This window comes from Amycolatopsis sp. NPDC049252 (assembly GCF_043197175.1).
Classification (GTDB): domain Bacteria; phylum Actinomycetota; class Actinomycetes; order Mycobacteriales; family Pseudonocardiaceae; genus Amycolatopsis.
This window is the reverse complement of sequence record NZ_JBICSQ010000009.1, coordinates 58,376-84,354: the sequence shown is the minus strand read 5'-3', so window position 1 is coordinate 84,354 and position 25,979 is coordinate 58,376. Positions and strand designations below refer to the sequence as shown.

General features: G+C 71.5%; 25 protein-coding genes. 14 read left to right on the top strand and 11 right to left on the bottom strand.

The window, feature by feature from the left end:
* Positions 1-3: 3 nt before the first annotated feature.
* Entirely contained in the window at positions 4-1,140 is a 1,137-nt protein-coding gene (locus ACGFMK_RS14425) for a CaiB/BaiF CoA transferase family protein (protein ID WP_392762187.1), read from the top strand.
* Here the strand turns inward: ACGFMK_RS14425 and ACGFMK_RS14420 are convergent.
* On the bottom strand, positions 1,137-1,667 hold the full coding sequence (locus ACGFMK_RS14420) for a GNAT family N-acetyltransferase (RefSeq protein ID WP_392762185.1): 531 nt from the start codon (positions 1,665-1,667) through the stop codon (positions 1,137-1,139). The two genes, ACGFMK_RS14425 and ACGFMK_RS14420, sit on opposite strands and share 4 nt — an antisense overlap.
* Positions 1,668-1,730: 63 nt before the next feature.
* Positions 1,731-2,504, bottom strand: a complete 774-nt coding sequence (locus tag ACGFMK_RS14415) for a crotonase/enoyl-CoA hydratase family protein (RefSeq protein WP_392762183.1) — start codon at positions 2,502-2,504, stop codon at positions 1,731-1,733.
* 101 nt (positions 2,505-2,605) lie between these two features.
* On the opposite strand from ACGFMK_RS14415, the gene ACGFMK_RS14410 reads away from it, so the two are divergent.
* The 5 genes from ACGFMK_RS14410 to ACGFMK_RS14390 all read left to right on the top strand — a co-directional run bounded on the left by ACGFMK_RS14410 (position 2,606) and on the right by ACGFMK_RS14390 (position 5,514).
* A complete protein-coding gene (locus ACGFMK_RS14410; protein ID WP_323333010.1) occupies positions 2,606-2,773 on the top strand; it encodes a hypothetical protein in 168 nt (55 codons plus the stop codon).
* 362 nt (positions 2,774-3,135) lie between these two features.
* The gene (locus tag ACGFMK_RS14405) at positions 3,136-3,618 is read left to right on the top strand and encodes a helix-turn-helix transcriptional regulator (RefSeq protein WP_392762181.1); all 483 of its coding nucleotides are present in this window, start codon (positions 3,136-3,138) and stop codon (positions 3,616-3,618) included.
* Between the two features lie 124 nt (positions 3,619-3,742).
* Complete coding sequence (locus ACGFMK_RS14400) at positions 3,743-4,657, top strand: lytic transglycosylase domain-containing protein (protein WP_392762178.1); 915 nt, start codon at positions 3,743-3,745, stop codon at positions 4,655-4,657.
* A 102-nt stretch (positions 4,658-4,759) separates the two neighbouring features.
* The gene (locus ACGFMK_RS14395) at positions 4,760-5,146 is read left to right on the top strand and encodes a hypothetical protein (RefSeq protein ID WP_392762175.1); all 387 of its coding nucleotides are present in this window, start codon (positions 4,760-4,762) and stop codon (positions 5,144-5,146) included.
* A gap of 23 nt (positions 5,147-5,169) precedes the next feature.
* Positions 5,170-5,514 carry a DUF3817 domain-containing protein gene (locus ACGFMK_RS14390; RefSeq protein WP_392762173.1) on the top strand — a complete coding sequence of 115 codons (345 nt, stop codon included), beginning with the start codon at positions 5,170-5,172 and terminating at the stop codon, positions 5,512-5,514.
* Here the strand turns inward: ACGFMK_RS14390 and ACGFMK_RS14385 are convergent.
* Positions 5,492-6,925 carry an MFS transporter gene (locus ACGFMK_RS14385; RefSeq protein ID WP_392762171.1) on the bottom strand — a complete coding sequence of 478 codons (1,434 nt, stop codon included), beginning with the start codon at positions 6,923-6,925 and terminating at the stop codon, positions 5,492-5,494. The two genes, ACGFMK_RS14390 and ACGFMK_RS14385, sit on opposite strands and share 23 nt — an antisense overlap.
* A 134-nt stretch (positions 6,926-7,059) precedes the next feature.
* On the opposite strand from ACGFMK_RS14385, the gene ACGFMK_RS14380 reads away from it, so the two are divergent.
* Positions 7,060-7,626 carry a TetR/AcrR family transcriptional regulator gene (locus tag ACGFMK_RS14380; protein ID WP_392762168.1) on the top strand — a complete coding sequence of 189 codons (567 nt, stop codon included), beginning with the start codon at positions 7,060-7,062 and terminating at the stop codon, positions 7,624-7,626.
* Positions 7,627-7,657: 31 nt separating this feature from the next.
* On the opposite strand, the gene ACGFMK_RS14375 is transcribed toward ACGFMK_RS14380, so the two are convergent.
* Positions 7,658-9,274, bottom strand: coding sequence for a cation acetate symporter (locus ACGFMK_RS14375; protein ID WP_392762165.1), 1,617 nt, complete (start codon positions 9,272-9,274; stop codon positions 7,658-7,660).
* Entirely contained in the window at positions 9,271-9,705 is a 435-nt protein-coding gene (locus tag ACGFMK_RS14370) for a DUF485 domain-containing protein (protein WP_392762163.1), read from the bottom strand. Before ACGFMK_RS14370 ends, ACGFMK_RS14375 begins: the two co-directional genes overlap by 4 nt.
* Positions 9,706-10,692: 987 nt before the next feature.
* Between ACGFMK_RS14370 and ACGFMK_RS14365 the strand changes: the two genes are divergently transcribed.
* From ACGFMK_RS14365 to ACGFMK_RS14350, 4 genes are read left to right on the top strand one after another with little or no spacing between them, the layout of a single operon-like run.
* Positions 10,693-15,054 (top strand): nitrate- and nitrite sensing domain-containing protein, encoded by a 4,362-nt coding sequence (locus ACGFMK_RS14365; protein ID WP_392762161.1) that lies wholly within the window; start codon positions 10,693-10,695, stop codon positions 15,052-15,054.
* Positions 15,051-15,503 (top strand): roadblock/LC7 domain-containing protein, encoded by a 453-nt coding sequence (locus ACGFMK_RS14360; RefSeq protein WP_247063292.1) that lies wholly within the window; start codon positions 15,051-15,053, stop codon positions 15,501-15,503. The genes ACGFMK_RS14365 and ACGFMK_RS14360 overlap by 4 nt, the downstream gene beginning before the upstream one ends.
* 7 nt (positions 15,504-15,510) lie before the next feature.
* Positions 15,511-16,227 carry a DUF742 domain-containing protein gene (locus ACGFMK_RS14355; protein WP_323333025.1) on the top strand — a complete coding sequence of 239 codons (717 nt, stop codon included), beginning with the start codon at positions 15,511-15,513 and terminating at the stop codon, positions 16,225-16,227.
* Between the two features lie 28 nt (positions 16,228-16,255).
* Positions 16,256-16,819: an ATP/GTP-binding protein gene (locus ACGFMK_RS14350; RefSeq protein WP_323333027.1), complete on the top strand. Its 564-nt coding sequence runs from the start codon at positions 16,256-16,258 to the stop codon at positions 16,817-16,819.
* A gap of 112 nt (positions 16,820-16,931) precedes the next feature.
* Here the strand turns inward: ACGFMK_RS14350 and ACGFMK_RS14345 are convergent, their stop codons facing one another.
* From ACGFMK_RS14345 to ACGFMK_RS14335, 3 genes are read right to left on the bottom strand one after another with little or no spacing between them, the layout of a single operon-like run.
* Entirely contained in the window at positions 16,932-17,570 is a 639-nt protein-coding gene (locus tag ACGFMK_RS14345) for a DUF899 domain-containing protein (RefSeq protein WP_392762156.1), read from the bottom strand.
* Positions 17,567-18,019, bottom strand: a complete 453-nt coding sequence (locus ACGFMK_RS14340; protein WP_392762153.1) for an SRPBCC domain-containing protein — start codon at positions 18,017-18,019, stop codon at positions 17,567-17,569. The genes ACGFMK_RS14345 and ACGFMK_RS14340 overlap by 4 nt, the downstream gene beginning before the upstream one ends.
* Positions 18,012-18,356 (bottom strand): ArsR/SmtB family transcription factor, encoded by a 345-nt coding sequence (locus tag ACGFMK_RS14335; RefSeq protein WP_392762151.1) that lies wholly within the window; start codon positions 18,354-18,356, stop codon positions 18,012-18,014. Before ACGFMK_RS14335 ends, ACGFMK_RS14340 begins: the two co-directional genes overlap by 8 nt.
* A 138-nt stretch (positions 18,357-18,494) precedes the next feature.
* Between ACGFMK_RS14335 and icmF the strand changes: the two genes are divergently transcribed.
* Complete coding sequence (gene icmF, locus ACGFMK_RS14330) at positions 18,495-21,728, top strand: fused isobutyryl-CoA mutase/GTPase IcmF (protein ID WP_392762148.1); 3,234 nt, start codon at positions 18,495-18,497, stop codon at positions 21,726-21,728.
* On the opposite strand, the gene ACGFMK_RS14325 is transcribed toward icmF, so the two are convergent.
* Together ACGFMK_RS14325 and ACGFMK_RS14320 are read right to left on the bottom strand one after the other, a co-directional pair.
* Positions 21,725-22,501 (bottom strand): hypothetical protein, encoded by a 777-nt coding sequence (locus ACGFMK_RS14325; RefSeq protein WP_392762145.1) that lies wholly within the window; start codon positions 22,499-22,501, stop codon positions 21,725-21,727. The genes icmF and ACGFMK_RS14325 overlap by 4 nt on opposite strands.
* On the bottom strand, positions 22,498-23,208 hold the full coding sequence (locus ACGFMK_RS14320) for a class I SAM-dependent methyltransferase (RefSeq protein WP_392762143.1): 711 nt from the start codon (positions 23,206-23,208) through the stop codon (positions 22,498-22,500). The genes ACGFMK_RS14325 and ACGFMK_RS14320 overlap by 4 nt, the downstream gene beginning before the upstream one ends.
* Positions 23,209-23,315: 107 nt before the next feature.
* Here ACGFMK_RS14320 and ACGFMK_RS14315 point away from each other — a divergent pair, with 107 nt between their 5' ends.
* Entirely contained in the window at positions 23,316-24,146 is an 831-nt protein-coding gene (locus ACGFMK_RS14315; RefSeq protein ID WP_392762140.1) for an LLM class F420-dependent oxidoreductase, read from the top strand.
* A gap of 46 nt (positions 24,147-24,192) precedes the next feature.
* Complete coding sequence (locus ACGFMK_RS14310) at positions 24,193-25,185, top strand: TIGR03557 family F420-dependent LLM class oxidoreductase (protein ID WP_392762138.1); 993 nt, start codon at positions 24,193-24,195, stop codon at positions 25,183-25,185.
* Between the two features lie 39 nt (positions 25,186-25,224).
* Here ACGFMK_RS14310 and kstR read toward each other — a convergent pair whose 3' ends face one another.
* Complete coding sequence (gene kstR, locus ACGFMK_RS14305) at positions 25,225-25,857, bottom strand: cholesterol catabolism transcriptional regulator KstR (RefSeq protein ID WP_392762136.1); 633 nt, start codon at positions 25,855-25,857, stop codon at positions 25,225-25,227.
* Positions 25,858-25,979: the final 122 nt, after the last annotated feature.

Below are 25,979 nucleotides of genomic sequence, written 5' to 3'. Positions count from 1 at the left end.
GCTATGAAGGCAGGTCCGCTCAGCGGCCTGAAGGTGGTCGAACTGGCCGGGCTCGCGCCCGGGCCGTTCGCCACGATGATCCTCTCCGACCTCGGCGCCGACGTGGTCCGCGTCGACCGCGCGACGCCGGGGGAGGACGTGCTCGGCCTGCCGGTTGACCCGCTGGCCCGCGGCCGCCGGACCGTCGGGATCAACACCAAGACACCCGAGGGCGTCGAACTGGTGCTGAAGCTGTGCGACACGGCCGACGTCCTCATCGAGGGCTTCCGTCCCGGCGTCGCCGAACGGATCGGGCTCGGCCCGGACGTCGTGCACGCCCGCAACCCGCGGCTGGTCTACGGCCGGATGACCGGCTGGGGCCAGGACGGCCCGCTCGCCACGGCGGCCGGCCACGACATCAACTACATCGGCATCTCCGGCGCGCTCGAACCGATCGGGCGCGCGGGGGAGCGGCCGGTGCCGCCGCTCAACCTCGTCGGCGACTTCGGCGGCGGCGGGCTGCTGCTGGCGATGGGCGTCCTCGCGGCGCTGTACGAGCGGAACACGTCCGGCAAGGGCCAGGTCGTCGACGCGTCCATGGTCGACGGCGCCGCGCTGCTCACCACCAGCCTCCACGGCATGGCGGCGGCCGGGCTCTGGGGTGGCGCCCGCGGCGACAACATGCTCGACGGCGGCGCCCCGTTCTACGACACCTACGAGACGTCGGACGGCAAGTACGTCGCCGTCGGCGCGATCGAGATGCGGTTCTGGGGCGACCTGGTGCAGGTCCTCGGGCTCGACCCGGCGGAACTGCCGCTGCACGTGGACAAGACGCAGTGGCCGAAGCTGCGGGAGATCGTCGCCGAGGCGATCGGCAAGCACACGCGCGACGACCTGGTCGCCCGCGCGGAAGGTACCGACGCCTGCCTGACGCCGGTGCTGTCGCCGCAGGAAGCCGCAGGCCACCCGCACAACGCGGCCCGCGGCACGTTCGTCGAGATCGGTGGCCTGGTCCAGCCGGCCCCGGCGCCGCGCTTCGACCGGACGCCGCCGGAGACGCCGGAAGCCCCGCGCACCAAGGGATCCGACACGGAAGCCGTGCTGGCCGAGCTGGGCGTCACGGACCTTGAGGCACTCCGGGAGGCCGGCGCGATCGCCTAGCCTTTCGCGAGATCGGAGCGGACGACCGAGTAGATGACGTTGTCGCGCCACTGGCCGTCGCGGAAGCCGTAGCCGCGAAGGATTCCTTCGCGGGTGAAGCCGGCCTTCTCGAGGGCCCGTTGCTCGGCGCGGTTGTCGACCTCGGTCGTCGCTTCGACGCGGTTGAGCTGCGTGTGCGCGAAGAGGTATTCGACGAGCAGGCGCTGGGCCTCGGTGCCGTGGCCGTGGCCGCGTGCTTCGGGGACCAGCACCAGCCCGATGTTCCAGCAGTACGACGCCGGCCCGGAGCGGCTGCGGTGCCAGGACACCAGGCCCAGCGGGCGCCCGCCGAGCGTGGGTACCAGCATGCCGGTCTCGGGCGTCAGCATCCCGGTCTCCCGCCAGCGCCGGTGCAGGTAGTTCGGGTCGTGCCAGCCGAACCACTGGTGCGCGCCCGCCGCGACCGGGTCGTTGGTCAGCTGCTCCAGCAGGTCGAGATCGGACTCCGCGACCGGCCGGAGCACGACTCTGCTGACGTCGTCGTCCATCCGGCGACCCTATCGGCCGCGCACCCCGATCTGCCGCAACACGTTCCGGTGGTTCGGTGTTGCTCAGCCGAAGCTGCCGTGGCGGCCCGCGCCGTCGCTGAACCGCGCCGCGCCGTCGGCCGCCTCGGTCGCCAGGACACCCGTGTCCATCGCCGCGCCGAACTCCGCGGCCAGTGCGTCCTCCTCCGAGAGGCCCCACTGCGCCAGCGCCGACGCGCGGTCGCCGCGCAGGCAGGCCTGCGGGAACGCGGCCAGCTGCCGCGCCAGCTCCTGCGCCGCCGACACCGCTTCACCCGCGGGGACCAGGCGGTTCGCCAGGCCGATGGCCAAAGCCTCGTCGGCGTCGACCGGGCGGCCGGTCAGGATCAGGTCCATCGCCCGCGACTGGCCGATCAGCCGCGGCAGCCGCACGGTGCCGCCGTCGATCAGCGGGACGCCCCAGCGCCGGCAGAAGACCCCGAACAGGGCGGTGGCGTCGGCGACCCGCAGGTCGCACCACAGCGCCAGCTCGAGCCCGCCCGCGACGGCGTGCCCGTGGACGGCCGCGATCACCGGCTTGCCGAGCGTCATCCGGGTCGGGCCCATCGGGCCGTCCCCGTCCGGGTGAGTCCGGTTCATCCGGTCGGTACCGATGGCCTTGAGGTCGGCGCCGGCGCAGAACGCGCCACCCGAGCCGGTCAGCACCGCGACCGCGGCCTCGGGGTCGGCGTCGAACGCGCGGAACGCGTCCGCCAGTCCGGCGGCCGTCGGACCGTCGACGGCGTTGCGGGCGGCCGGCCGGTCGATGGTGATCGTCGTCACTGGGCCGTCCCGCTCGACCAGCACGTTCCGCGACATCGGGGCTCCCTGGGGGTGATCGGCGTGTCTTCCGGGCAGGCCTCTCCTAGAGTAGGGATCCAGCCACTCCCGGACGGGACGGCGAGCCGGGGAGGAAGCACATGTCGAGCGGCGTGAAGAAGATCCTCATCGTGGGGGTGGTCGCGCTCGTGCTCTTCTTCCTGATCACGCAGCCCACCCAGTCCGCCGACTTCGTCCACCGCGTCCTCGGGTGGCTGAAGGACGGCGCCGAGGCGATCGTCACCTTTTTCCGGACGCTTTTTTCCTGATCCTGGGCCAGTCCCGTGAACCGGCGCCGCATTCGGGCGGCTTCGGTGGTGACAGCGCGTGCAAACGGACGGTAAATCACTCAGCGTCACGAATCCCAGAATTCGGGCCGTACGCTCGACCATCCGGGTGGATTGCGACTGAAAACGCGCAGGTCGGCGAATTCGTGCCTGCCGGGGTCTGGCGAAGGGGACCACCCCGGCCCTACGGTGCTCACATTGCGTGATCGGGTAGTTCTCCGTACCCCTCGGGACCCCCGGTACGCAGGCAGTTTCCACTCAGCAAGGTGCACTTGGTGCTTGCGGCGAAGCCGCGTGGGACAGGTGTCAGGACCTGTCCGTCGGGGACCTATGAGGAGGCAGGGATGACCGGAGATCCCGGAGTGGACGCGTTGATCCGGCAGTGGGCCGCCGAGCGCGAGCAGACCCCCGAGGAGCAGGAGGTCGACCGCATCGCTTCCGCGTGGCTGGCCGACGCTCCCCCGCAGGCGCCGGGCATTCCCGGCCAGCGCGCCCGGACGGGCTCCGCCCGCTGGGCCCAGGTCGAAGCGGCCGACCCCGGTTACCTCGACGCGATGCGCCGCAGGCTGCCGGAAGTGCCCGAAGAACTCCTCACCGCCGCCGCGGGCTGGTGGCAGATGGTCGGCGGCGTCGCCGAGGCCGAGGAGTGGTGGGACGCCGGCATCAGCCCGCTCGACCAGCGGGCCCTCGACTACCGCGCGGCGGGACTCTCGCCGTCGGACCTCAGCCGCCGTCTCGGCCCGATGACCGTCCTTCAGCACCTTCGCCGCGGCAGCGCCCCGGCCTGGTGCGTGGCGCGGCTCGCGCGCCAGCAGAAGTCCGCCTGACGGGACGGGCTTCACACGGCCGGGTGAACCGGTGTGGTGAGACGATCTCGGCGACCCGCGTAACGCTAACCTGCGCGGGCTCGTTGACCCTTCGTCGACAACCATGCTGGAGGACCGGAGTTTCGTGCGCACGAGTACCGGAAAGACCGAGGACGACCCGATCGACTCCGTCGACGAGCCCGCCCCCGCCGCCCCGGCAGCGCGCTCCGCGGGCTTCGCGGTGGTCACCCGGCTGATCGTGGTCTTCGTCGTGCTGGCGGTGGCCGGCGGCGGCGTCTGGCTCGTCACCCGCGCTTCGACACCGGAGGCGAGCCCGACCACCACCGAGATCCCCGCCCTGCAGGTCAAGGCGGCCGACGTCCGCCCGGGGTCGGTCGCCCCCGCGGGCGGCGCCGTCGCGGGTGGCGCCGACCAGCAGACCGCTCCGCAGCAGGCCCAGACCCGCAGCACCACCGGCCCGGCGACGCTCGCGCAGTGGGCGAGCCAGGTCGCCGGGGCCAGCGGCGTCCCGGCGCGGGCCCTGGCGGCGTACGGCAACGCCGAGCTGGCGATGCGCGCGAGCCAGCCGAACTGCAAGATCTCCTGGGCGACGCTCGCCGGCATCGGCCGCATCGAGTCGAACCACGGCCAGTACGCCGGCGCCGTCCTCGGCGCGGACGGCCGTCCGTCGAAGCCGATCATCGGCGTCCCGCTCGACGGCTCGTCCGGCGTCCAGGCCATCGGCGACACCGACGGCGGCCGCTACGACGGGGACGCGAGTGTCGACCGCGCGGTCGGGCCGATGCAGTTCATTCCCGGCACGTGGCGCAAGTGGGCCTCCGACGGCAACGGCGACGGCCTCGGCGACCCGCAGCAGATCGACGACGCCGCCCTGGCCGCGGCCCGCTACCTGTGCGCGGGCGGCCGTGACATGCAGAGCCCGTCGGGCTGGTGGGCGGGCATCCTGTCCTACAACAACTCGACCGAGTACGCGCAGAAGGTGTTCGGCCTGGCCGACGGGTACGCCAAGGCCGCCCAGACGGTGCGCAAGCAAGGCTGAGCCCACCGGCCGGTAAAGAGCCGCCGACCTGGGCTGAGAGCCCGGCCACGCCCGGCGCGGTCGGCCGTGATCCCTCAGCCGCCCAGTGCTAGCTTGGGGCTCGTGCCAGCATCCCCTCCGCCGGCGGGGTCCCCCTGGGGCCGCCGGATCGCGATCGTCGCGACGTGCCTGGTGAGCCTGCTGATCTGCTGCGGACTCGCCTGGTGGCAGTGGGACCGGTTCACCTCGGCGAACGGCACCTTCCAGAACCTCGGTTACGTCCTGCAGTGGCCGTTGTTCGGGCTGTTCCCGGCCTTCATGTTCTGGCGGATCCGGCGGCTGCGGGAGAAGGCCGAGGCCGAACCCGCCCCGGAACCCGCTCCCGTCGCCGCCGTGCCCGCCCCTCGTCCCGCCGTGGAAACACCGCAAACCGACGAGGACGAGGAGCTGGCCGCCTACAACCGTTACCTGCGCGAGCTGAACGCCCGCGACCAGCAGGCCGCAGAGTGAGGCCGCAAAGTGAGGACGTCCCGATGACCACCCGCACCGACGGCGCCGCGCAGACCGCGGTCCCGCTCACCGGCCCCCTGGTCCGGTTCCGCACCGCCGCCTACGTCACCGGCGTCGGCCTGCTCGGCCTGTGCTTCGTGATGGTGCTGCGCTACGGCTTCGGCAACCCGACGCCGTCCGCGGTGTACTCGCCGATCCACGGCGTGCTCTACATGATCTACCTGGTGCTGACGATCGACCTGGCCATCAAGGCCCGCTGGTCGATCAAGGGCACCGTGCTGGTGCTGCTGGCCGGCTGCGTCCCGTTCGTCTCGTTCCTCGTCGAGCGCCGGGTGACGCACCGGGTCAAGGCCGGCCGGAAGCTGTAACCCGCCGGAAGGTCAGCGCCACCAGGACCGTGCCCGTGGCCACCGCCGCGGCCGTGGCGAACGCCGCGGTCATGCCGTCGACGGTGAGCTGCGCCCCGGTCACCCCGGACGCCGCCGCCGAGCGGGTGGCCGTGCCGAACACCGTGATCAGGATGCCGAGCCCGAGCGTGCTGCCGACCTGCTGCATCGTCTGCAGCACGCCGCCCGCGGCCCCGGCGTCCTCGGCGGGCACGGTGGCCATGACGATCACGTTGAGCGGCGCGAACCCCAGCCCGCCGCCGAGGCCCATCAGCAGCAGCGGCCCGAGCAGGGCCGGGAAGTACGCGCTTTCCGTGGTGAGCAGCCCCAGCCAGCCGGCCCCGGCGACCATCAGCACCGCTCCGGTGACGGCGAGGGGCTTCGGGCCGTAGCGGGGGAGCAGCCGCGGCACGAGCCGGCTCATCGTGAAGATCAGCGCCGCCATCGGCAGGAACGCGAACCCGGTGGCCAGCGCGGCGAAGTGCCGGATGTCCTGCATGAACTGGGTGAGGAAGAAGAACATCGACATCATGGCCATCGGCCCGAGGAAGAAGTTGACGTAGGCCGCGCTGCGGTTGCGGTCGGCGAACAGCCGGAGCGGGACGAGTGGCATCGCCGTGGCGGCTTCGATGGCGACGAACGCGGCCAGCAGGAGCAGTCCGCCGGCGAGCGAGCCGAGCGTCACCGGGTCGCCCCAGCCGTCGGACGCGGCGTGGGTGAAGGCGAACACGAGCGCGCCGACGCCGAGGGTGCCGGTGATCGCGCCGGGCAGGTCGAGGTGGGCGGGCCGGCGCGGCGGCTCCGGCACGAACCGCGGCGCGAGCAGCACGATCGCCAGGCCGAACGGCACGTTGATGAACAGCGCCGCGCGCCAGGAGATCCACTCGGTGAGCAGGCCGCCGACGATCAAGCCGATGGCGAACCCGCCGCTGGACATCGCGGAGAACAGCGCCAGGGCCCGCACCCGGGCCTTGGCCTCGGTGAACGTCGTCGCGACCAGCGCGAGGGTGCTGGGGCCGGCCATCGCGGCGCCGACACCCTGCAGGACCCGGGCCGCGATGAGCAGCTCGGCCGTCCCGGCCAGGCCGCCGGCGAGCGAGGCGAGGGTGAACACGGCGGTGCCGGCGACGAACATCCGGCGCCGGCCGAACAGGTCGCCCGCGCGGCCGCCGAGCAGCAGCAGGCCGCCGAAGACCAGGCTGTAGGCGGTCATCACCCAGGACAGGCCGGTGGCGGAGAACCCCAGGTCGGACTGGATGCGCGGGAGCGCGACGTTCATCACCGTCGCGTCGAGGACGAGCATGAGCTGGCAGGTGAGGATGATCGCCAGGACCAGCCCGCCGCGGCGGGCCGGGGCAGGCTCCACCGCGGGATGGATCGTTTGCTGGGACAAGAGATACTCCCCCAAAGGAGCACGAAGGTAAGCGGAGAGTCTCTCCACTTGGTACGACGCGATAATATGGAGACTGTCTCCGGATGCGCAAGTGAATTCGGAGAATCTCTCCGGTTAAGGGCGAGGAGGCCGGGATGCCGAGGGACGACGCGGAGCGCCCGATGCGCGCGGACGCGCGGCGCAACTACGAGCGCATCGTGGCGACGGCCAAGGTGCTGTTCGCCGAGCACGGCGCCGACGTCCCGCTGGACGACATCGCGAAGACGGCCGGGGTCGGCGCGGGCACGTTGTACCGGCACTTCCCGACGCGGGAGCAGCTGATCGAGACCGTCTACCGGGACGAGATTAGCCTGCTGGCCGACCGGGCGCTCGTGCTGCACGACGAGCTGGCGCCGTGGGAGGCACTGGAAGCGTGGCTGGGGGAGCAGGTCACCTGGGTCGTCGAGCGGCACAAGCTGGCCGCGATCCTCAAGGAGTCCATCGACTCCGGGTCCGAGACGTTCCAGTACTGCCAGAAACGGCTGCGCGGGGCGACGGGGACGCTGGTCGAGGCCGCGCAGGCCGCCGGTCTCGTCCGCGCCGACGTCACCGGCGCCGACGTCCTGCGGCTGGGCCACGGCGCCGGCATGGCCGTGCGCAACTGCAGCCCGGAAGAGGGAAAGCTGGTGCTGAGGGTGATCCTGGACGGCCTGCGCGCGTGACGCAGGCCGTCCGGTGGTTTCTTCTGGGGGGCTAGCTGCCGATGCCCGTGAGGGACCGGACCTCCATCTCGGCGTGCTTCTCCGCGTCCGCCTTCGGCTTGCCGACGAGCGTGCCGACGAACCCGCAGAGGAACGAGAACGGGATCGAGATCAGGCCCGGGTTCTTCAGCGGGAACCAGGCGAAGTCGACCCCCTTGATGATCGAGTCGGACGCGCCCGACATCACCGGCGAGAAGACCACCAGCAGCAGGCACGCGATCAGACCGCCGTAGATGCCCCACAGCGTGCCGGTCGTGTTGAACCGCTTCCAGAACAGCGAGTACAGCAGCGTCGACAGGTTCGCCGATGCGGCGACGGCGAAGGCCAGCGCCACCAGGAACGCGATGTTCTGCCCGTTGGCCAGCACGCCGCCGACGATGGCCAGCGCGCCGACCACGATCGCGGTCAGCCGGGCCACCCGGACCTCGTCGGCCGGTTCGGCTTTGCCGCGCTTGAAGATGTTCGCGTAGACGTCGTGGGCGAACGAGGCCGACGCGGTGATCGTCAGCCCGGCCACCACGGCCAGGATCGTCGCGAACGCCACCGCGGCGATGACGCCGAGCAGCAGTGTCCCGCCGACGTGCAGGGCCAGCAGCGGCGCCGCGGAGTTCTCGCCGCCCGGGGCGCCCTTGATCTCGTCCGCGCCGACCAGCGCGGCCGCGCCGAAGCCGATCACCAGCGTGCAGAGGTAGAACAGGAACATGCACGCCGTCGCCCAGACGACGCTTCGCCGCGCTTCACGCGAGTTCGGCACCGTGTAGAACCGCATCAGCACGTGCGGCAGGGCCGCCGCGCCGAGCACCAGGGCCAGCGCCAGCGACACGAAGTCGAGCTTCGTGGTGCCGTTCTTGCCGTAGGAGCCGCCCGGCTCGAGGAGCTTCTCGCCGAGCGGGCTGTTCTCGGCCGCCGAGGACAGCAGGTTCGAGAACCCGAAGCCGAACTTGCCGAACAGGAACACCGTCAGCAGCACGCCGCACATCAGCAGGATCGTCGCCTTGATGATCTGCACCCACGTGGTGCCCTTCATCCCGCCGACCAGCACGTACAGCACCATGACCAGGCCGACGACGCCGATCACCAGCGCTTGGCCGAGCTTGGAGTGCACGTTGAGCAGCAGCGCCACCAGGCCGCCGGCGCCCGCCATCTGCGCCAGCATGTAGAAGAACGAGATGACCAGGGTCGACGTCGCCGCCGCGGCGCGGACCGGACGCTGCTTCATCCGGAAGCTCAGGACGTCGCCCATCGTGAACCGGCCGGTGTTGCGCAGCAGCTCGGCGATCAGCAGCAGGTCCACCAGCCACGCGACGAGGAACCCGATCGAGTAGAGGAAGCCGTCGTAGCCGTGGATCGCGATGGCGCCGGCGATGCCGAGGAACGACGCCGCCGACAGGAAGTCGCCCGACAGCGCGATGCCGTTCTGGCGGCCGGTGAACGCGCTGCCCGCGGCGTAGTAGTCCGACGTCGAGGAGTTCCGGGAGCTGGCCCGGTAGACGACGTACAGGGTGATCGCCACGAACAGGGCGAACACGGCGGTGTTGACGATCGGGTCGCTGGCGGGGGTGCCCGCGGCGAGCGCGACCGGTGCGGCCGGTGCCGTCGGTGCCGTCATCGGGGCGTCCCTTCGGTCAGGCCCTCGCGGGCCCGGAGCTCGGCCACGCGCGGGTCGAGGTGGCGGCGGGCGTAGCGCAGGTAGAGCCAGGTGACCAGCGCGGTGCTGGCGAACTGGCCGACGCCGAGCAGGATGCCGACGTTGACCTGGCCGAACACCTTGGTGCTCATGAAGTCGTGCGCGTAGGCGGCCAGCAGCACGTAGGTCATGTACCAGGCGAAGAAGGCGAGGCTCATCGGGAAGACGAACGCCCGGAACCGGCGGCGCAGCGCGGTGAACTCGCGCCCGGCCTGGATCGCGGGGTAGTCGGGCCCCGAGCGGGGCGGGGTCTGGCGGTGGGCGCCCGGCGGGCGGTCCCCGGTGAACAGGGCCGGCATCTGGCCGGTCTCCTCCAGGGCGTTGCCCGTCACGGGGCGCGCGACGTCGTACATGGGTTGCCTCCGGCAGAAAGCCTTCCGTGGCGGCGGGGCACCGGGGCGCCTGCGGGGCAGGGCGCCGGGCCGCCCTTGCGGACTGCGAGGCGCACATCGTAACTAGGCCGTCTGGCGGTACGGAAAGGCGGCCGCGCGTTTGCGAACCCCCGGGGCGCGGTATTCGTTTTCCTGTCGAAAGTGTCGAAAGCGCAGCTGCGACATGTTCATCGGCGGATCACCCGTAATGATGAAAAGAATTGTGACGGGGTGCTGTCGTCATTGGTGTTCACTGCGGCGAACGGGGTATTACGGCGAGGCTCGGGTAGTCGTCTGTCACCCAGAGTGCCCGAAGGGGCCGGTGATCGCCTCGGAGAGGGTCGCTCAGCAGCGGGCGTGGCGTCGAAGATCCACAGGTCAGTGCGCGGTCTCGAAAGGAATCACCAGGTCGGGCGACGGTCGGCCGGAACGCCACAACATCGGGCACATCTTGACACTTGACCAACCCGATGGGGGTACTGAGTGTAGATCGTCCGAGGGACTTGGCTGGGCCGCATGGGCTAATCGGGTGACGGCCGGACGGTCGTGGCCGGCGCGTCCGGTAACCGGAATTCCCTCTTCCGCCCCCGACCGTGCAGAATGAGTCCGCCCACTACCGGGCCGGAATCTACTTTTCGCAGGTCAGCGCACGAATCGGCAACAAAATTGACCGGCCTGGCCGCGGGGGTACGATTCTTTGGCCCAGCTGACCGCAGCGATCCGATTGGCACCGATCAAGTTGATCTCGACGACCGTGCAGACCGCAAATTGCGCCGTGCACGTGCAGAGTCCCGGGCACGGGACGCCGGGACGGTGCCTGCTGCGCGCGGCCGGAGGGGCAGCCGGGGACGTGCGAGGGGGCCCGGGCAGCGGCGGGGCGGCGGCGGCACGACCGCCCGCCGGAACGCCGCGAGCCGGGACGCCGTGCGGCCGACGCGGATCCATGACGCCGGACAGGGAGTCACTCACGTGACCGTTGCAGGAGAAGGTCAGGTGCCCGTCGGGGAACTGCTCGGCCGAGCACCCCGGCGGTCGAAGGGGAAGGCCGTCTGGCAGGCGCTGGTGCGCTGGCGCGACTGGAGCCTCCCCGTCAAGCTTTCGGCCGTCACCGTGGTGCCCATCGCGCTCGCGATGGTGCTCGGCATCACCACGATCGCCGGCCAGGTCGGCCGCTCGGACGACTACCAGCGGCTCGACCGGCTGGTCGCGCTCGGCGGCCAGGTCCGCGCGCTCACCGGCGCGCTGCAGCAGGAGCGCACGGTCACCGCGGCGATGCTGGCCGAGGGCACCGTCGGCGGCACGCCCGAGCTGGCGGCGGCCCGCAAGGCGGCCGACGCCGCGGTCGTCCCGTTCACCGACGCGCAGGCCCGCGCGTCGGCCATCGAGCCCGGCGTGGCCGGGGCCGCGGGCGCGGCCACCGCGCAGGTCAACAACCTCGGCTTCCTCCGCCGCCAGGTCGACGGCGGCCAGCTCGACCCGGGCCAGGCCGTCACCGCCTACTCCGGCGTCACCAGCGCGCTGATCGGCCTCGACACCGCGGCCACCGCGGGCGCCGGCGACGGCACCCTCGGCGGCACGCCCGCCGGGCTGCACGAGCTGCTCGTCGCCGGCGAGCAGGTGTCGCTGAGCCAGGCGATGGTGTCCTACGGCATCAACCGCGGCGCGCTGTCGCCGAGCGAGCTGGCCACGCTGCGCGCCGCCGAGCTGCGGCTGGCCGACCGGCTCGTCGACTTCCGGTCCGCGGCGGGCGACTCGCTGCAGCGCGACTTCGCCGCGATCGCCGAGGGGGCGCAGGCGCAGAGCCGCGCCCGGATGGTCGAATCCGTGCTCGGCACGCAGCCCGACGCCGCGCGCGACGCCTTCCGGTCCCTGTCCGCGACCGACTGGAACGCCGCGTCCACGGCGATGCGGACGCAGATCGCCCAGGTCGCCGACCGGCTCGGCGCGACGGCGTCGGACACGTCGTCGCGGCTGGTCGAGGAGTCCAGCAGCGGGGCCGGCCTGCTCGCGGTGCTGCTGTTCGCCGCCATGGTGCTCGCCGTCGCGGTCGTCTTCCTCATCACCCGCCAGCTGCTGCGCTCGCTGAAGGTGCTGCGGCGCAGCGCTCTCGACGTCGCCGAGACCGCGCTGCCGGAGGCCGTCCGCAACATCCAGGAAGGCCGCGCGCAGGGCACCGACGTCACGCCGGTGCCGGTGCGCACCGACGACGAGGTCGGCGAAGTGGCCCGCGCCTTCGACAAGGTGCACCACCAGGCGCTGCGCCTGGCGACCGAGCAGGCCGCGATGCGTACCGGTTACGGCAGCGTGTTCGTCAACCTGTCGCGGCGCAGCCAGAGCCTGGTGCAGCGGCAGCTGCAGCTGATCGAGCAGCTCGAGCGCGACGAGGAGGACGCCGACCAGCTCGCCACGCTGTTCCAGCTCGACCACCTCGCCACCCGCATGCGGCGCAACAACGAGAACCTGATGGTCCTCTCCGGCGCCGAGCCGGGCCGCCGCTCCGGCAAGCCGGTCGGCACCACCGACATGCTCCGCGCCGCGGTGTCGGAGATCGAGCAGTACCAGCGGGTCCAGGTGCAGCCGCCGCCCCCGGCGCGGATCGTCGGGTACGCCGCGAGCGACCTGATGCGCCTGGTCGCCGAGCTGCTGGACAACGCGACCGCGTTCTCCGCGCCGGAGACGTCGGTGACGGTGGCGTCGCGGCTGGCCGAGGACGGCTCGCTCAACATCGACATCCTCGACAAGGGCATCGGCATGAACGAGGCCGAGGTCACCGAGGCGAACACCCGGCTGACCGAGGCCGGGTCGGTCGACCTGGCGACGTCGCGCCGGATGGGCCTGTTCGTGGTCGGCCGGCTGGCCAGCCGGCACCGGATCGGCGTCTCGCTGCACGGCGGCAAGGACATCGTCGGCGTCCGGGCCACCGTCGTGGTCCCGGCGGAGCTGGTGATGCCGGCGACCGACGGCCCGCTGACCGGCCCGATCGGCACGCTGCAGCAGTCGCCGCTGAGCCCGCCCGCCGGCTCGCAGCTGCCGCGCCGCCAGGTCAACGGCAACTCCCGCCCGCAGCCGGTGGTCCCACAGCAGCCGCCGATGGGGGAGGAGCGGTGGCCGTCGGCGAGCGACCTCGCCGGGCTGGCCAACGGCCACGGCCCCCAGGCCGAGCGGCCGCCGTCGGACCTGGAGATCTCCGGGACGGACCTGTTCGCCCCGATCCCGAAGGACGACCCGGCCCCGCCGCCGCGCCCGACCCTGCCGCCGGTGCCCGCGGTGCTGCCGGTGCCGCAGCCGCCGCGCCACGACGACCTGCCCTCGGGCAAGGACCTGTTCTCCGCCAACGAAACCACGCTCAGCGACTGGTGGCGGCACGCGACCGGAAAGCCGGCGCCCGCGGCGAAGCCGGCCCCGGCGCCGGACCGCTCCGAGACGACGCCGATCTTCGACGAGATGCTGTCGGCGTGGTTCCGCGAGGACAAGCCCGCCGAGAAACCGGCCGCCGACAAGGCGCCGGCTCCCGCGGTCGCCGAAGAGGAATCAGCCGCCGAAGAAGCGGTGCCCGAAGAGGAGCCGGCCGCCGAGCCGGAGGGCCGCAGCTGGGACTTCGCGAGCGACGAAGAGTTCCGCACGGTCCAGGCGGTCACGAAGGCCGAGCCGACGGCCTTCACCGACGCGGGCCTCCCGCGCCGCCGCCGCGGCGAGCAGCTGATGCCGGGCAGCGCCACCTCGAGCCCGCCGGCCCTGTCGCCGGCCCCGGCCCGCTCGGACCTCCCGGTCCGCGACCCGGCAGACGTCCGTGGCCGCTTGAGCAGCTTCCAGCAGGGCGTGACCCGAGGCCGTGAAGAGGCCCGCCAGGCCGCGGCCGCGAGTGCGGGTTCGCCGCAGGAGCCGGACAACGCCCAGGCAGAGCAGCCGAGCAAGCAGCAGGCCGACCAGGAGCCGGGTGACCGGCGCGCGGCCGGGCAGCAGGAGTCCGGCGAGCAGCAGCCGAACGGCCGGCCCGGGACGCAGCTGCCGGGCCGACGGTCCGCCGCGCAGCACCCCGAGCGCCGGCCGGCGGCGTTCCAGCAGCCCGGCGAGCAGCCGGAGTCCCAGGAGTTCGAGGGACAGCAGGCAGCCGGACAGCAGCCGTCCGCGGGGGAGTATCCCGAGGGCCGGCCGGCGCAGCAGTTCGGTGGGCGGCAACCGGCCCAGCCGGGGGCGTTCCAGCAGCCCTTCCCGGAGGGGCAGCCCTCCCACGGGCAGGAGGCGGCCCGACACTCCGGCGGCAGGCCGCCGGCGCCGCAGCGGGCGGCGTTCCAGCCGCCCGAAGGGCAGCCCCGGGAGCAGTACCCCCGCGAGCAGCAACCCGGCGACCAGCGCCAGGGCCAGCCTTCGGGGTACCACCAGCCCGTCAGGCAGCAGCCCAACGGCGGCCAGCCCAACGGGCAGCCCGCGGCGTTCCGACCCGGCGAGCAGCAGCCCAACGGCGGCCAGCCCAACGGGCAGCCCGCAGCGTTCCGGCCCGGTGAGCAGCAGCCCAACGGGCAGCCTCCGGCGTTCCGACCCGGCGAGCAGCAGCTCAACGGGCAGCCTCCGGCGTTCCAGCCTGGCGAGCAGCAGCCCGACGGGCAGCTCGCGGCGTTCCGGCCCGGTGAGCAGCAGCCCAACGGCCAGCCCGCGGCGTTCCAGCCCGGCGAGCAGCAACCCCGGCAGGCGCCGTACCAGCCGGGGGCCTTCCCGCCGCCCGGTCCGGGGCAGTTCTCCCTGCCGCGGCAGTTCGGCGGGCAACCGCCGCAGGGCCGGCCGCCCGGCTTCCAGGAGCCGGGACGGCACCCGGTCCCGCCCGCGGCCTACCGGCAGCCGGGAGAGCCGGGCCGCCAGCGCCCAGGAGAGCTGCAGCCCGGCCAGCACCCGGGGGCGCAGCAGCAAGAACTGCCGCAGCAGGGCGGGCGCCCGGCTGCCCCGCCCCCGGCGCTGCCGAGCAGGCAGTCCGGCCCAGCCGGAGAGCCGGCCGACCACCAGGAGGTGCCCCCGGCGCTCCGCCGGGAGGAAACCGCCCTGGAGGCGACCGCGGAGTGGACCTTCGGGCCGGACGAGGGCTGGCGGGCCGTGCAAGCGGTGTCCCAGTCGGCGCCCGCGACGTTCACTTCGGCAGGATTGCCCCGGCGCCGTCGCGGGGAGCAGCTGCTCCCGGGCAGCGCCGCACCACCCGCCGGGGCCACGGCTCCCCGGCCACAACGCGACGCACACGACGTACGCGGTCGCCTGCGCAGTTTCCAGCAGGGCATCGAGCGTGGACGCCACCGCAACGCTCGGGCGACCGAGAAGAACCACGAGACACTGGAGGGTGAATGACCTCGCCGAGTAGCGCTCAGCCGACGCAGAATCAGTTCGGCTGGCTGGTCAACGACTTCGCCGAGCGAGTACCCGGCGTGGCGCACGCGGTGGTCGTCTCGGCGGACGGCCTGCTGCTGTCCGCGTCGAACCGGCTCCCGCTCGATCGGGCCGACCAGCTCGCCGCGGTCGCGTCGGGACTGGTCAGCCTCACGCAGGGCGCCGCGCGCTGCTTCGAGGCGGGCGCGGTGAACGAGACGGTGGTCGAGATGGAGCTGGGGATCATGGTGCTGATGTCGATCAGCGACGGATCCTGCCTGGCCGTGCTCGCCGCCCCCAACTGCGACATCGGTCAGGTCGCTTACGAGATGACGATGCTCGTCGATCGGGTGGGCCAGATCCTGACCCCGGAGCTGCGCGCCCAGCTCCAGGGTTCGGGTGGGTCGCTGATCGGCGAACCGGTGGGATGATGGCGCGATGAGCACGGGGCCCGGATCTTTTGGCGAACCCCCGGAGGCGGACGCCTCCGGTCAGGGGGGCGACGGCACGTTCGCCGACGTCTTCAACGGGTTCACCCTGGATTCCGGCCGTGCCCGCCGGAAGCGCAAGAAGAGCAAGGAGTCCCCGCCACCCCCGGCCGCGGGTGCCCACGCGGCCGCGGAACCGCCGGCGCCACCAGCGCCGTCGGCCGACCCAGGAGAACGTGTGACCTCTCTAGTCTCTCCACCCGGCAGTACCGACGGGGACAGTCCCAGGCCAGGCGGGCTGTTCGACCCGGGCCCGCCCAGCGGCGAGTTCGTCATGCCCCGGGTGTTCGAGCAGCCATCGGCCCCCGAGGACCAGACCTCGATCGTGCGGCCCTACGCTCTCACCGGCGGCCGCACCCGTGCGAATTACGCGCTGGAGCTGGAGACACTCGTCTCCACGAAGGACTACGCTGCCACCGGTGGCCTCCCCGAAGTGGCCGCGGAGCAGATCGAGTGCATCTCGATCATGGAAGAGTGCCGGACACCCCGTTCGGTCGCCGAGATCGTTTCGGCGTTGCGCGTACCGCTGGGGGTGGCCCGGGTGCTGATCAGCGACGCGGCGGACGCGGGGCTGGTCACGGTGCACAAGACGATAACGGGCAATGACGGCGCCGAGGCACATCTGGTGTTGATGGAAAGGGTTTTGAGTGGACTCCGTCGGCTTTAAGGCACCGCGGGACACCGCGCCCCCGACCATGACATCCGCCAAGATCGTGGTGGCGGGCGGCTTCGGCGCGGGGAAGACGACGTTCGTCGGGTCGGTGTCGGAGATCGTGCCCCTCACCACCGAGGCGATGATGACCGACGCCAGCGTCGGGGTCGACAACCTCGACCAGACGCCGAACAAGTCGACGACGACCGTCGCGATGGACTTCGGCCGGGTGTCGCTGGACGCGGACCTGATCCTCTACCTGTTCGGCACGCCCGGGCAGCAGCGGTTCTGGTTCATGTGGGACGACCTGGTCCGCGGCGCCATCGGCGCGGTGGTCCTGGCCGACACGCGCCGGCTGGCCGACTCGTTCGCGCCGATCGACTTCTTCGAGGACCGGGGTCTGCCGTACATCGTCGGCGTCAACACGTTCGACGGCGTGCTGGAGCACGACATCAACGACGTCCGCGAGGCACTGTCGATCGACCCGAACATCCCGATCGTCCGCTGCGACGCCCGGGACCGCGAGTCGACCAAGCAGACGCTGATCACGCTGGTCGAGTACGCGATGCGGCAGTGGATCGCGCTGCGGGCGGCCAACGCGCGCTGACGCCGTCAGGGCCCGGGGCGTGCCCCGGGCCCGGCAGCGCAGCAGCACGGCTCGTGCGCGTTTCGGCAAGCACGAGGCCGTGTCGAGCCGTGCCCTCGATACGACCGAAACTTCAGTATTCGTCGTGGCGGCGCCACCAGGAGCTGGGCGCGTCGTCGCCGTGGCTGTCCTCTTCCCACACCTCCTGGCGCCCCAGCGGGGTGATGTCGAGGTAGCGGTGCGACGCCAGGAACATCTCGCCGCCGCGCCCGGTCGTGAAGTACGTCCGGAAGACCTCGTCGCCCTCGCGCCGGAACACGCTGACGCCGAAGCCGCCGCCGACCCCGCAGTCCTCGGTGAAGCCGGTGCCGTGCGCGGACACCCACGGCACGTCCCAGCCCATGCGCGTCCGGTACCGCTCGATCTCGGGCAGGGTCGCGGGCGCGACGATCTTGAGCGTGACGTCCCGCGCGTGCAGGTGCGCCAGGTGCGGCAGGTTGTCGACGAGCAGCGAACAGCCCGGGCAGCCCGCCTCGTCACCCGGGTGCAGCATGAAGTGGTAGACGATCAGCTGGCGGCGGCCGTCGAACAGGTCGAGCAGGCTGACCTTGCCGTCCACGCTGTCGAACGGGTAGCCCGCGTCGAAGCGGACCATCGGGAGCCGCCGTCGCTCGGCGGCGAGGCGGTCGGCCGCCTTCATGTGCTCCTTCTCCTTGACCAGCAGCGCGTCGCGCGCGGCCTGCCATTCCTCCGGGGAGACGATCGCGGTCATCGGGTGTCCTCTCGTCGGGTGGGGAGGGAGCCGGCCAGGTCGTCGAAGCTCGAGGTCCAGCCGTCGTGGTGGCCGTCGCGCTCGGCGGTGGTCGGGAAGCCGGCCTGGGTGAAGGTCATCTCGGTCTTGCCGCCGAGGTCGGCGAAGCCGATCGTCACGACGGTCTCGGTGCCGCGGTCGCCGTCGGCGTCCCAGGCGAAGGTGAACACGAGCCGTTCGGGTGCGGTGATCTCGCGGTAGACGCCGTGCATCCAGTGCTCCTCGCCTTCGGGGGAGCGGATGCACGCCCGCCAAAGGCCGCCTTCGCGGGTGTCGAGGGTGACCGCGCAGCCGGTGAACCCGCTCGGGCCCAGCCAGCTCGCCAGGTGGTCCGGGTCGGTCCACGCGGTGAACACGAGTTCGCGGGGCGCGTCGAAGACGCGGGTGATGGTCAGTGCGGAGTCAGGCATCTTCGGCTCCTCGCCGCAGTTCCCGCAGGTGCTCGTCGAGGCGGTCGAAGCCGCCCTCCCAGAACCGGCGGTAGGCCGCGACCCAGTCCGCGACGTCTTCCAGCGGTTTCGCCTCCAGCCGGCAGGGCCGCCACTGGCGGGTGCGGCCGCGGGTGATCAGCCCGGCCTGCTCCAGCACCTTCAGGTGCCGGGAAACCGCGGGCAGGCTCATCGGCAGCGGCCCGGCGAGCTCGTTGACGGTCGCCTCGCCGGCCGAAAGCCGGGCGAGGATGGCGCGCCGTGTCGGGTCGGCCAGCGCCGACAACGTGCGGCTCAAGTGATCTGTGACAGCAGTCATTTCAACACCTTGTTAATTAACGGACTGGTTAAACATAGCTGCCAGCTGGGTGTTGTCAAGGTTCTCCGGCCGTGCGGTGAGATCCGCGTCACCGGTCGTCCGGTTTCCAATAGTAGGAAGTCCTAGTATTTTGAAGGAATGAGCAGTGAGCTGTACCGCCCCGTGCACCCCGTCCGGTTCGTCACGGCGTCGAGCCTGTTCGACGGCCACGACGCGTCGATCAACATCATGCGGCGGATCCTGCAGTCGCAGGGTGCGGAGGTCGTGCACCTCGGCCACAACCGGTCGGTCGACGAGGTGGCCACCGCGGCCATCGCCGAGGACGTCCAGGGTGTGGCCATCTCGGCCTACCAGGGCGGCCACGTCGAGTACTTCTCCTACCTGGTCGAGCTGCTGCGCGAGCGCGGCGCCGGCCACATCAAGGTCTTCGGCGGCGGGGGCGGGGTGATCGTGCGCGAGGAGATCGACCTGCTGCACTCGCGCGGCGTCACCCGGATCTTCTCGCCCGAGGACGGCTACGAGATGGGCCTGCCGGGCATGATCAACATGATGATCAAGGCCTGCGACGTCGACCTCGCGGCCGAGGGCCCGGCGCTGGACAAGGTGCTCTCCGGCGACGTCCCGGCGCTGGCGCGGGTGATCACCCAGCTGCAGGCGGAACGGCTGTCCGCAGACCTGCTGAGCGGGATCACCGAAGCCGCGGGCCGGCGGGAGGTGCCGGTGCTCGGCATCACCGGCACCGGCGGCTCGGGCAAGTCGTCGCTCACCGACGAGCTGATCCGGCGCTTCCGCCTGGACCAGGAGGACAAGCTGCGGATCGCGGTGCTCGCGGTCGACCCGTCCCGGCGCAAGGGCGGCGGCGCGCTGCTCGGCGACCGCATCCGGATGAACTGCCTGGACGGCTCTCCGGTGTACTTCCGCTCGCTGGCCACCCGGACGACGTCCGGCGAGATCCCGGCCGGCCTGAGCGAGTCCATCCTGGCCTGCAAGGCCGCCGGCTTCGACCTGGTGATCGTCGAGACGCCGGGCATCGGCCAGGGTGACGCCGGCATCGTCGACTTCGTGGACCAGTCGCTGTACGTGATGACGCCGGAGTTCGGCGCCGCGTCGCAGCTGGAGAAGATCGACATGCTCGACTTCGCCGACGTCGTCGCGATCAACAAGTTCGAGCGCCGCGGCGCCGAGGACGCCCGCCGCGACGTCGCGCGTCAGCTGGTGCGCAACCGCGAGGCGTTCGAGTCCGGCCCCGACGACATGCCGGTGTACGGCACGAGCGCGGCGAAGTTCAACGACGACGGCGTCACCGCGCTGTACCAGCAGCTGCGGGGCCTGCTCGCCGAGCGCGGCCTGACCGTGTCGGCCGGGACGCTGCCGCACGTCGAGGGCAAGGTCTCGACCGACGCGAGCACGGTCATCCCGGGCACCCGCGCGCGGTACCTGGCCGACATCTCCGAAACCGTCCGCGGTTACCACGCGAAGACCGAGCAGCAGGTCGCGGCGATCCGCAAGCAGGAGGCGCTGGCCACCGCCCGCGCCGAGCTGGCCAAGGTGGACGCGGCCACCGACGCGCTGGACGGCCTGCTCGCCACCGCCGAGTCCGATGTGGACGGCGAGTCGACGAAGCTGATCGAGCGGTTCCGCGTGCTGGCCGACGAATACCGCCAGGACGAGCTCGTCGTCAAGATCCGCGACAAGGAGCTGCGCACGCAGCTCTGGCGCGACACGCTGTCCGGCAACCGGATCCCGCGCGTCGCCCTGCCGCGCTACGCCGAGTCCGGCGAGCTGCTGTCGTTCCTGCGCCGCGAGCACCTGCCCGGATACTTCCCTTACACCGCGGGCGTTTTCCCGTTCAAGCGCGACGGTGAGGACCCGGCCCGGATGTTCGCCGGCGAGGGTGACGCGTTCCGCACCAACCGCCGGTTCAAGATGCTCTCGGCCGACTCGGAGGCCAAGCGCCTCTCGACCGCGTTCGACTCGGTGACGCTCTACGGCCACGACCCGCACACCCGCCCCGACATCTACGGCAAGGTCGGCACGTCCGGGGTGTCCATCGCGTCGCTCGAGGACATGAAGGTCCTCTACGACGGCTTCGACCTGACCGCGCCGAACACGTCGGTGTCGATGACGATCAACGGCCCGGCGCCGACGATCCTGGCCTACTTCCTCAACACCGCGATCGACCAGCGCGTCGAGGCGTTCAAGGCCGAGCACGGCCGCGCTCCTTCGGACGAGGAGGCCGCCGAGCTGCGCGAGTGGGCGCTGAAGAACGTGCGCGGCACGGTCCAGGCCGACATCCTCAAGGAGGACCAGGGCCAGAACACCTGCATCTTCTCCACCGAGTTCAGCCTCCGGATGATGGCCGACATCCAGGAGTGGTTCATCGAGCACGGGGTCCGCAACTTCTACTCGGTGTCGATCTCCGGCTACCACATCGCCGAGGCCGGGGCGAACCCGATCTCGCAGCTGGCGTTCACGCTGTCCAACGGTTTCACCTACGTCGAGTCGTACCTGGCGCGTGGCATGGACATCGACGACTTCGCGCCGAACCTGTCGTTCTTCTTCTCCAACGGCATGGACGCGGAGTACTCGGTGCTCGGCCGGGTGGCGCGGCGGATCTGGGCGGTCGCGATGCGCGAGCGCTACGGCGCGAACGAGCGGTCGCAGAAGCTCAAGTACCACGTGCAGACGTCCGGGCGGTCGCTGCACGCGCAGGAGATGAGCTTCAACGACATCCGCACCACGCTGCAGGCGCTGTGCGCGCTCTACGACAACGCGAACTCGTTGCACACCAACGCGTTCGACGAGGCGGTCACCACGCCGTCGGAGGCGTCGGTGCGCCGCGCGATGGCCATCCAGATGATCATCAACAAGGAGTGGGGCCTGTCGAAGAACGAGAACCCGCTGCAGGGTTCATTCGTCATCGACGAGCTGACCGACCTGGTCGAAGAGGCGGTCCTGCTGGAGTTCGACCGGATCTCCGAGCGCGGCGGGGTGCTCGGCGCGATGGAGACCGGCTACCAGCGCGGCAAGATCCAGGACGAGTCGATCCTGTACGAGCGCAAGAAGCACGACGGCTCGCTGCCGATCATCGGCGTCAACACCTTCCGCAACCCGCGCGCGGGCGAGGACGACATCGAGGTCGAGCTGGCCCGCGCGACCGAGGACGAGAAGAAGTCCCAGCTGGACCGGCTTTCGGACTTCCAGCACCGCCACAAGGAAGACGCCCAGGAGGCCCTGAAGGCGCTGCGCGAGGCGGCCACCCGCGGCGGCAACCTGTTCGGCGTCCTGATGGACGCGGCCCGCGTCTGCACGCTGGGCCAGATCACGGAAGCGTTCTTCGAGGTCGGCGGCCAGTACCGCCGCAACGTCTAGCGCGCCACGCGCAGGTACGCCCGGTCGTCGAACGAGTTCGCGGCCGGGCGTTTTCCTTTCGTCTCCGGCGGGTCCAGCATCAGCGGGTCCCGTGCCAGCCGTTGCGCCAGCAGGCGCTCGGCCTCGGCCAGCGTCGGCGCCGGTTCGGGGTAGCCGTCCGTGGTGATGACGACCTCCCGGACGCCGGCGGGTACCGGCACGACCTCGACGAACAGGTCCGGGACGTCCTGGCCGTCCAGCGCGCCGTAGCCGTAGCGCGGGTCCGGCCGGTTGCGCAGCCCGACCAGCGCGCGCAGCAGCTCCTGCACGGCCGCGCGTCCGGGATCCTCCGCCAGGAGCGTGGATTCGGGGACGCCGTCGGCGAGGTGGCGGCGCAGCACCAGAGCGCGGGCCTCGGCCACGGCCCGTTCACCGGACGGGCGCGGCGGCACCGGCGTCCCGTCGAGCAGCACCCGGCCTTCGCCGACGCGCCAGATCTCGCGGCGGCCCAGGTGCAGGACGCAGAACGACACCGCCGAACCCACGCCCGCGTCTCCCACCAGCTCCCGGACCAGTGCCGTCGCGCTGTCGACCGCTTCGCGCGCCGGGCACCCGGCCGCGGTGGCGGCCAGGTGCCCGGCGACGGCTTCGGCGAGCGCGGCTCCGCTCGGGCCCGCGTCCCACGGCTTCTTCGTCGCGCCGTCGGCGACACCGAGCACGTGCTCACCCACGATCAGCCGGTCGGCGCAGGGGTCGTCGCCGGCGCGCGGCACCACCGTCGACTCGAGGATCACGCGGCCGAACGTACCGCCCTCAGCTGCCAGACCGGCACCAGCGCGCGGCCCTCGGCGTCGGTGGCCAGGGTGGCCAGGGCCGACGTGTCGGCCTCGGGGCCGAGGATCGCCCCCACGCCGGCCCGCAGCTCCGCCACGTCGAACGCGGTGGTGTAGCGGGCGGGTTCGAGCCGCTCGATCGTCCAGTCCTTCCCGACGGTCTCGCGCAGGTTCTCCTCGCTGATCAGGTACGGCGCGGGGAACGCGTCCGGCACCTCCGTCGAGAAGCAGAAGAGGTGCAGCCGGGCGCCCGGCCGCGTCGCGCGGGTGAGCGCGGCGAGGTACTCGCGCCGGGCGTCCTCGTTCAGGCAGTGGTAGAGCGCGCTGTCGAGCACCGTGTCGAACCGGCCTTCGTACCCTTCGAGCTTCGTCGCGTCGGCGACGGCGAAGGTCACCCCTTCGGCGCGGGTGCGGGCCTGTTCGACGGCCGACGGCGCGCCGTCCAATCCGGTCACGCTGAGCCCCCGCGAGGCGAGGAACCCGGAGTTGTCGCCGAGCCCGCAGCCGATGTCGAGCACCTCGCCGGTGAACTCGCCGGCGTCGGCCAGCGCGACCACCAGCGGCTGCGGGGCGCCGAGGTCCCACGGCATCTTCCGCCCGATCGGGGTGGCGCCGCGGTAGGCCTGCTCGAAGTCGAGGTCTCCGGCGTTCGTGCCCGGATTCGTCATCCTTGCCCCCTTATTCAACGTATGATGAGATAACCCCATCGTGCGACGGTGTGTGCACGACTGTCAACCCGGGGAATACGGCGGCGGGGCGAGGGGTAGTCGTTGGTATGAAATTCGGGATCTCGACGTTCGTGACCGACGAGGGCATCCGGCCGGACGTGCTGGGCGCCGCACTGGAGGAACGTGGCTTCGACTCGCTGTTCCTGGCCGAGCACTCGCACATTCCCGTCAGCCGGGAAAGCCCGTACCCGGCGCCGGGCGGCCTGCCGGAGAAGTACAAGCGCACGCTCGACCCGTTCGTGGCGCTCACCGCGGCCGCCACCACGACGTCCGAGCTGCTGCTCGGTACCGGCATCGCGCTGCTGATCCAGCGTGACGTGATCCACACCGCCAAGGAGGTCGCCTCGCTCGACCTGATCTCCGACGGCCGCGCGCTGTTCGGCGTCGGCGTCGGCTGGAACCGCGAGGAGATGGCCAACCACGGCACCGACCCGAAGACCCGTGGCGCGCTGATCGACGAGCAGCTGGCCGCGCTCAAGGAGATCTGGACGAAGGACGAGGCCGAGTTCCACGGCAAGTACGTCGACTTCGACCCGATCTTCGCCTGGCCCAAGCCGGTGCACAAGCCGCACCCGCCGATCTACATCGGCGGCGAGAGCGAGGCCGCGATCCAGCGGCTGATCAAGTACGGCGACGGCTGGCTGCTGCGCGGCAACCTGCACTTCGACGAGGCGAAGAAGGTTCGCGACCGGCTGAACGCGGAAGGCCGCGAGGACGTCCAGTTCGCCGTCTTCGGCGGCGACACGAAGGCCAAGGTGATCGACGGCTTCCGCGACGCGGGCACCGAGCGCTACACGTTCATGCTGGAAACCATGCCGGAGGCCGAGACGCTCAAGGCGCTCGACGAGCTCGCCGAGGTGGCGGCGGCGCACCGGTGATCGTGGTTCGATGGCGGGAGGGATTCGAAGTGAAGGAGCAGGACGCGTGAGTGAAGTGCAAATCGGTCTCGCCGCGGCGCTGGAGCAGTTCTCGCCGCGGGAGTCGATCCGGCTGGCGAAGGCGGCCGAGGAGCAGGGGTTCTCCGGCCAGATGGCGGCCGACCACTTCCAGCCGTGGGTGCCGCAGCAGGGTGAGGCCTCGTTCGTGTGGAGCGTGCTGGCGTCGCTGGCCGAGAACACGACCGGTGACCTCGGCCCGGGTGTGACGTGCCCCTCGTTCCGGCTGCACCCGGCGATGGTCGCGCAGGCCGCGGCCACCCTCGAGGCCACCTACCCGGGCCGCACCTGGCTGGGCATCGGCTCCGGCGAGGCGCTCAACGAGCACATCATCGGCGGGTACTGGCCGGAGGCCCCGGAGCGGGTCCGGCGGATGTTCGAGGCCCTCGAGATCATCCGGAAGCTGTTCACCGGCAAGGACGTCAAGCACTCGGGGGAGTTCTTCAAGCTGCACAACACGCGCCTGTGGACGCTGCCCGAGGGCCCGCCGCCGCCCGTCTACATCGCCTCCGCGGGCCCGTACACCTCGCGCAAGACCGGTGAGCTGGCCGACGGCCTGATCACGCCCGGTGCGTCCATCGACAAGCTGGCCGGCATCGTGGACAACTTCAACCAGGGCGCGAAGAAGGCCGGCAAGGACCCGGACGCGATGCCGAAGCTGCTGCAGGTGCACCTGTCGTGGGCCGAGGACGACGAGACGGCCTGGGCCAACGCGCTGGACCAGTGGCCCAACGGCGGCATGAAGTTCCCGAAGGCCGACGTGCGTTCGCCGTTCGACTTCGCGCAGATGGCGAAGCTGGTGCGGCGCGAGGACTTCGAGGGCCGCATGGTCGTCTCGAGCGACCCGGACGTGCACCGCGCGGCGTTGCAGAAGTACGTCGACGCCGGTTTCAACCGGATCTACATCCACAACGTGGGCCGCAACCAGGACGAGTTCCTGGAGACCTTCGGCAAGGAAGTCCTGCCGAAGCTCAACGCCTGAGTCGTGCGTGGTGAAGGCCGTCCCGCTCCGGGGCGGCCTTCACTTGTCGAGCAGCAGGTGGACCGACAGTTCGAGGCGGTTCGCGACGTCGGCGGCCGACGCGCGGCGGGTCACCCACGCCACCAGGTTGGCCATCCAGACGTCCGCGACGACGTGGAAGATGTCGCGGTCGGCCTCGGTCGGGTCGGTGATGCCCATGGCCTGGGCGAACATGTTCTCCATCAGCCGGCCGACCTGCTCGACCTCGGCCGCGGCGGACGTGTCGGCGAACATGAACGCGCGCACCATCGCCTCGGTGAGGTGCGGGTCGCGCTGCATCAGCCGGGTGTTGCGGCCGAGCACGAACATCAGCCGCTCGGCCGGCGTCTCGCCCGGGATGGCCTGGCGCTCCAGCTTTTCCTGCGCCCGCTCGAACTCGCGCGCCAGCCCGGAGACCAGCAGGTGGATCTTCGACGGGAAGTACCGGTAGAGGGTGCCGAGGGCGACGTCCGCCTTCTCCGCGACGGCCCGCATCTGGACGGCGTCGTAGCCGCCCTTCGAGGCCAGTGCGAGGGTCGCGTCGATGATCCGGCGACGGCGGTCGCGCTGGGCGGCCGAACCGAGCTCGTCGGCGCCGATCGCGCTCAGCCCGTTACCGCGCGCCTTGGTCGGTGCCTTGGCCTTGCCGGGCATCGGCGTCCCCCGTCCTTCGGAACTTGTTCCAGTTCACGACGTAGAGTACCTGTCCTGGCGAAACGTTCAACCAACGACCCACTGGCCGAAAAACTGCAACACGTTCTACACTCGCGAGTAGC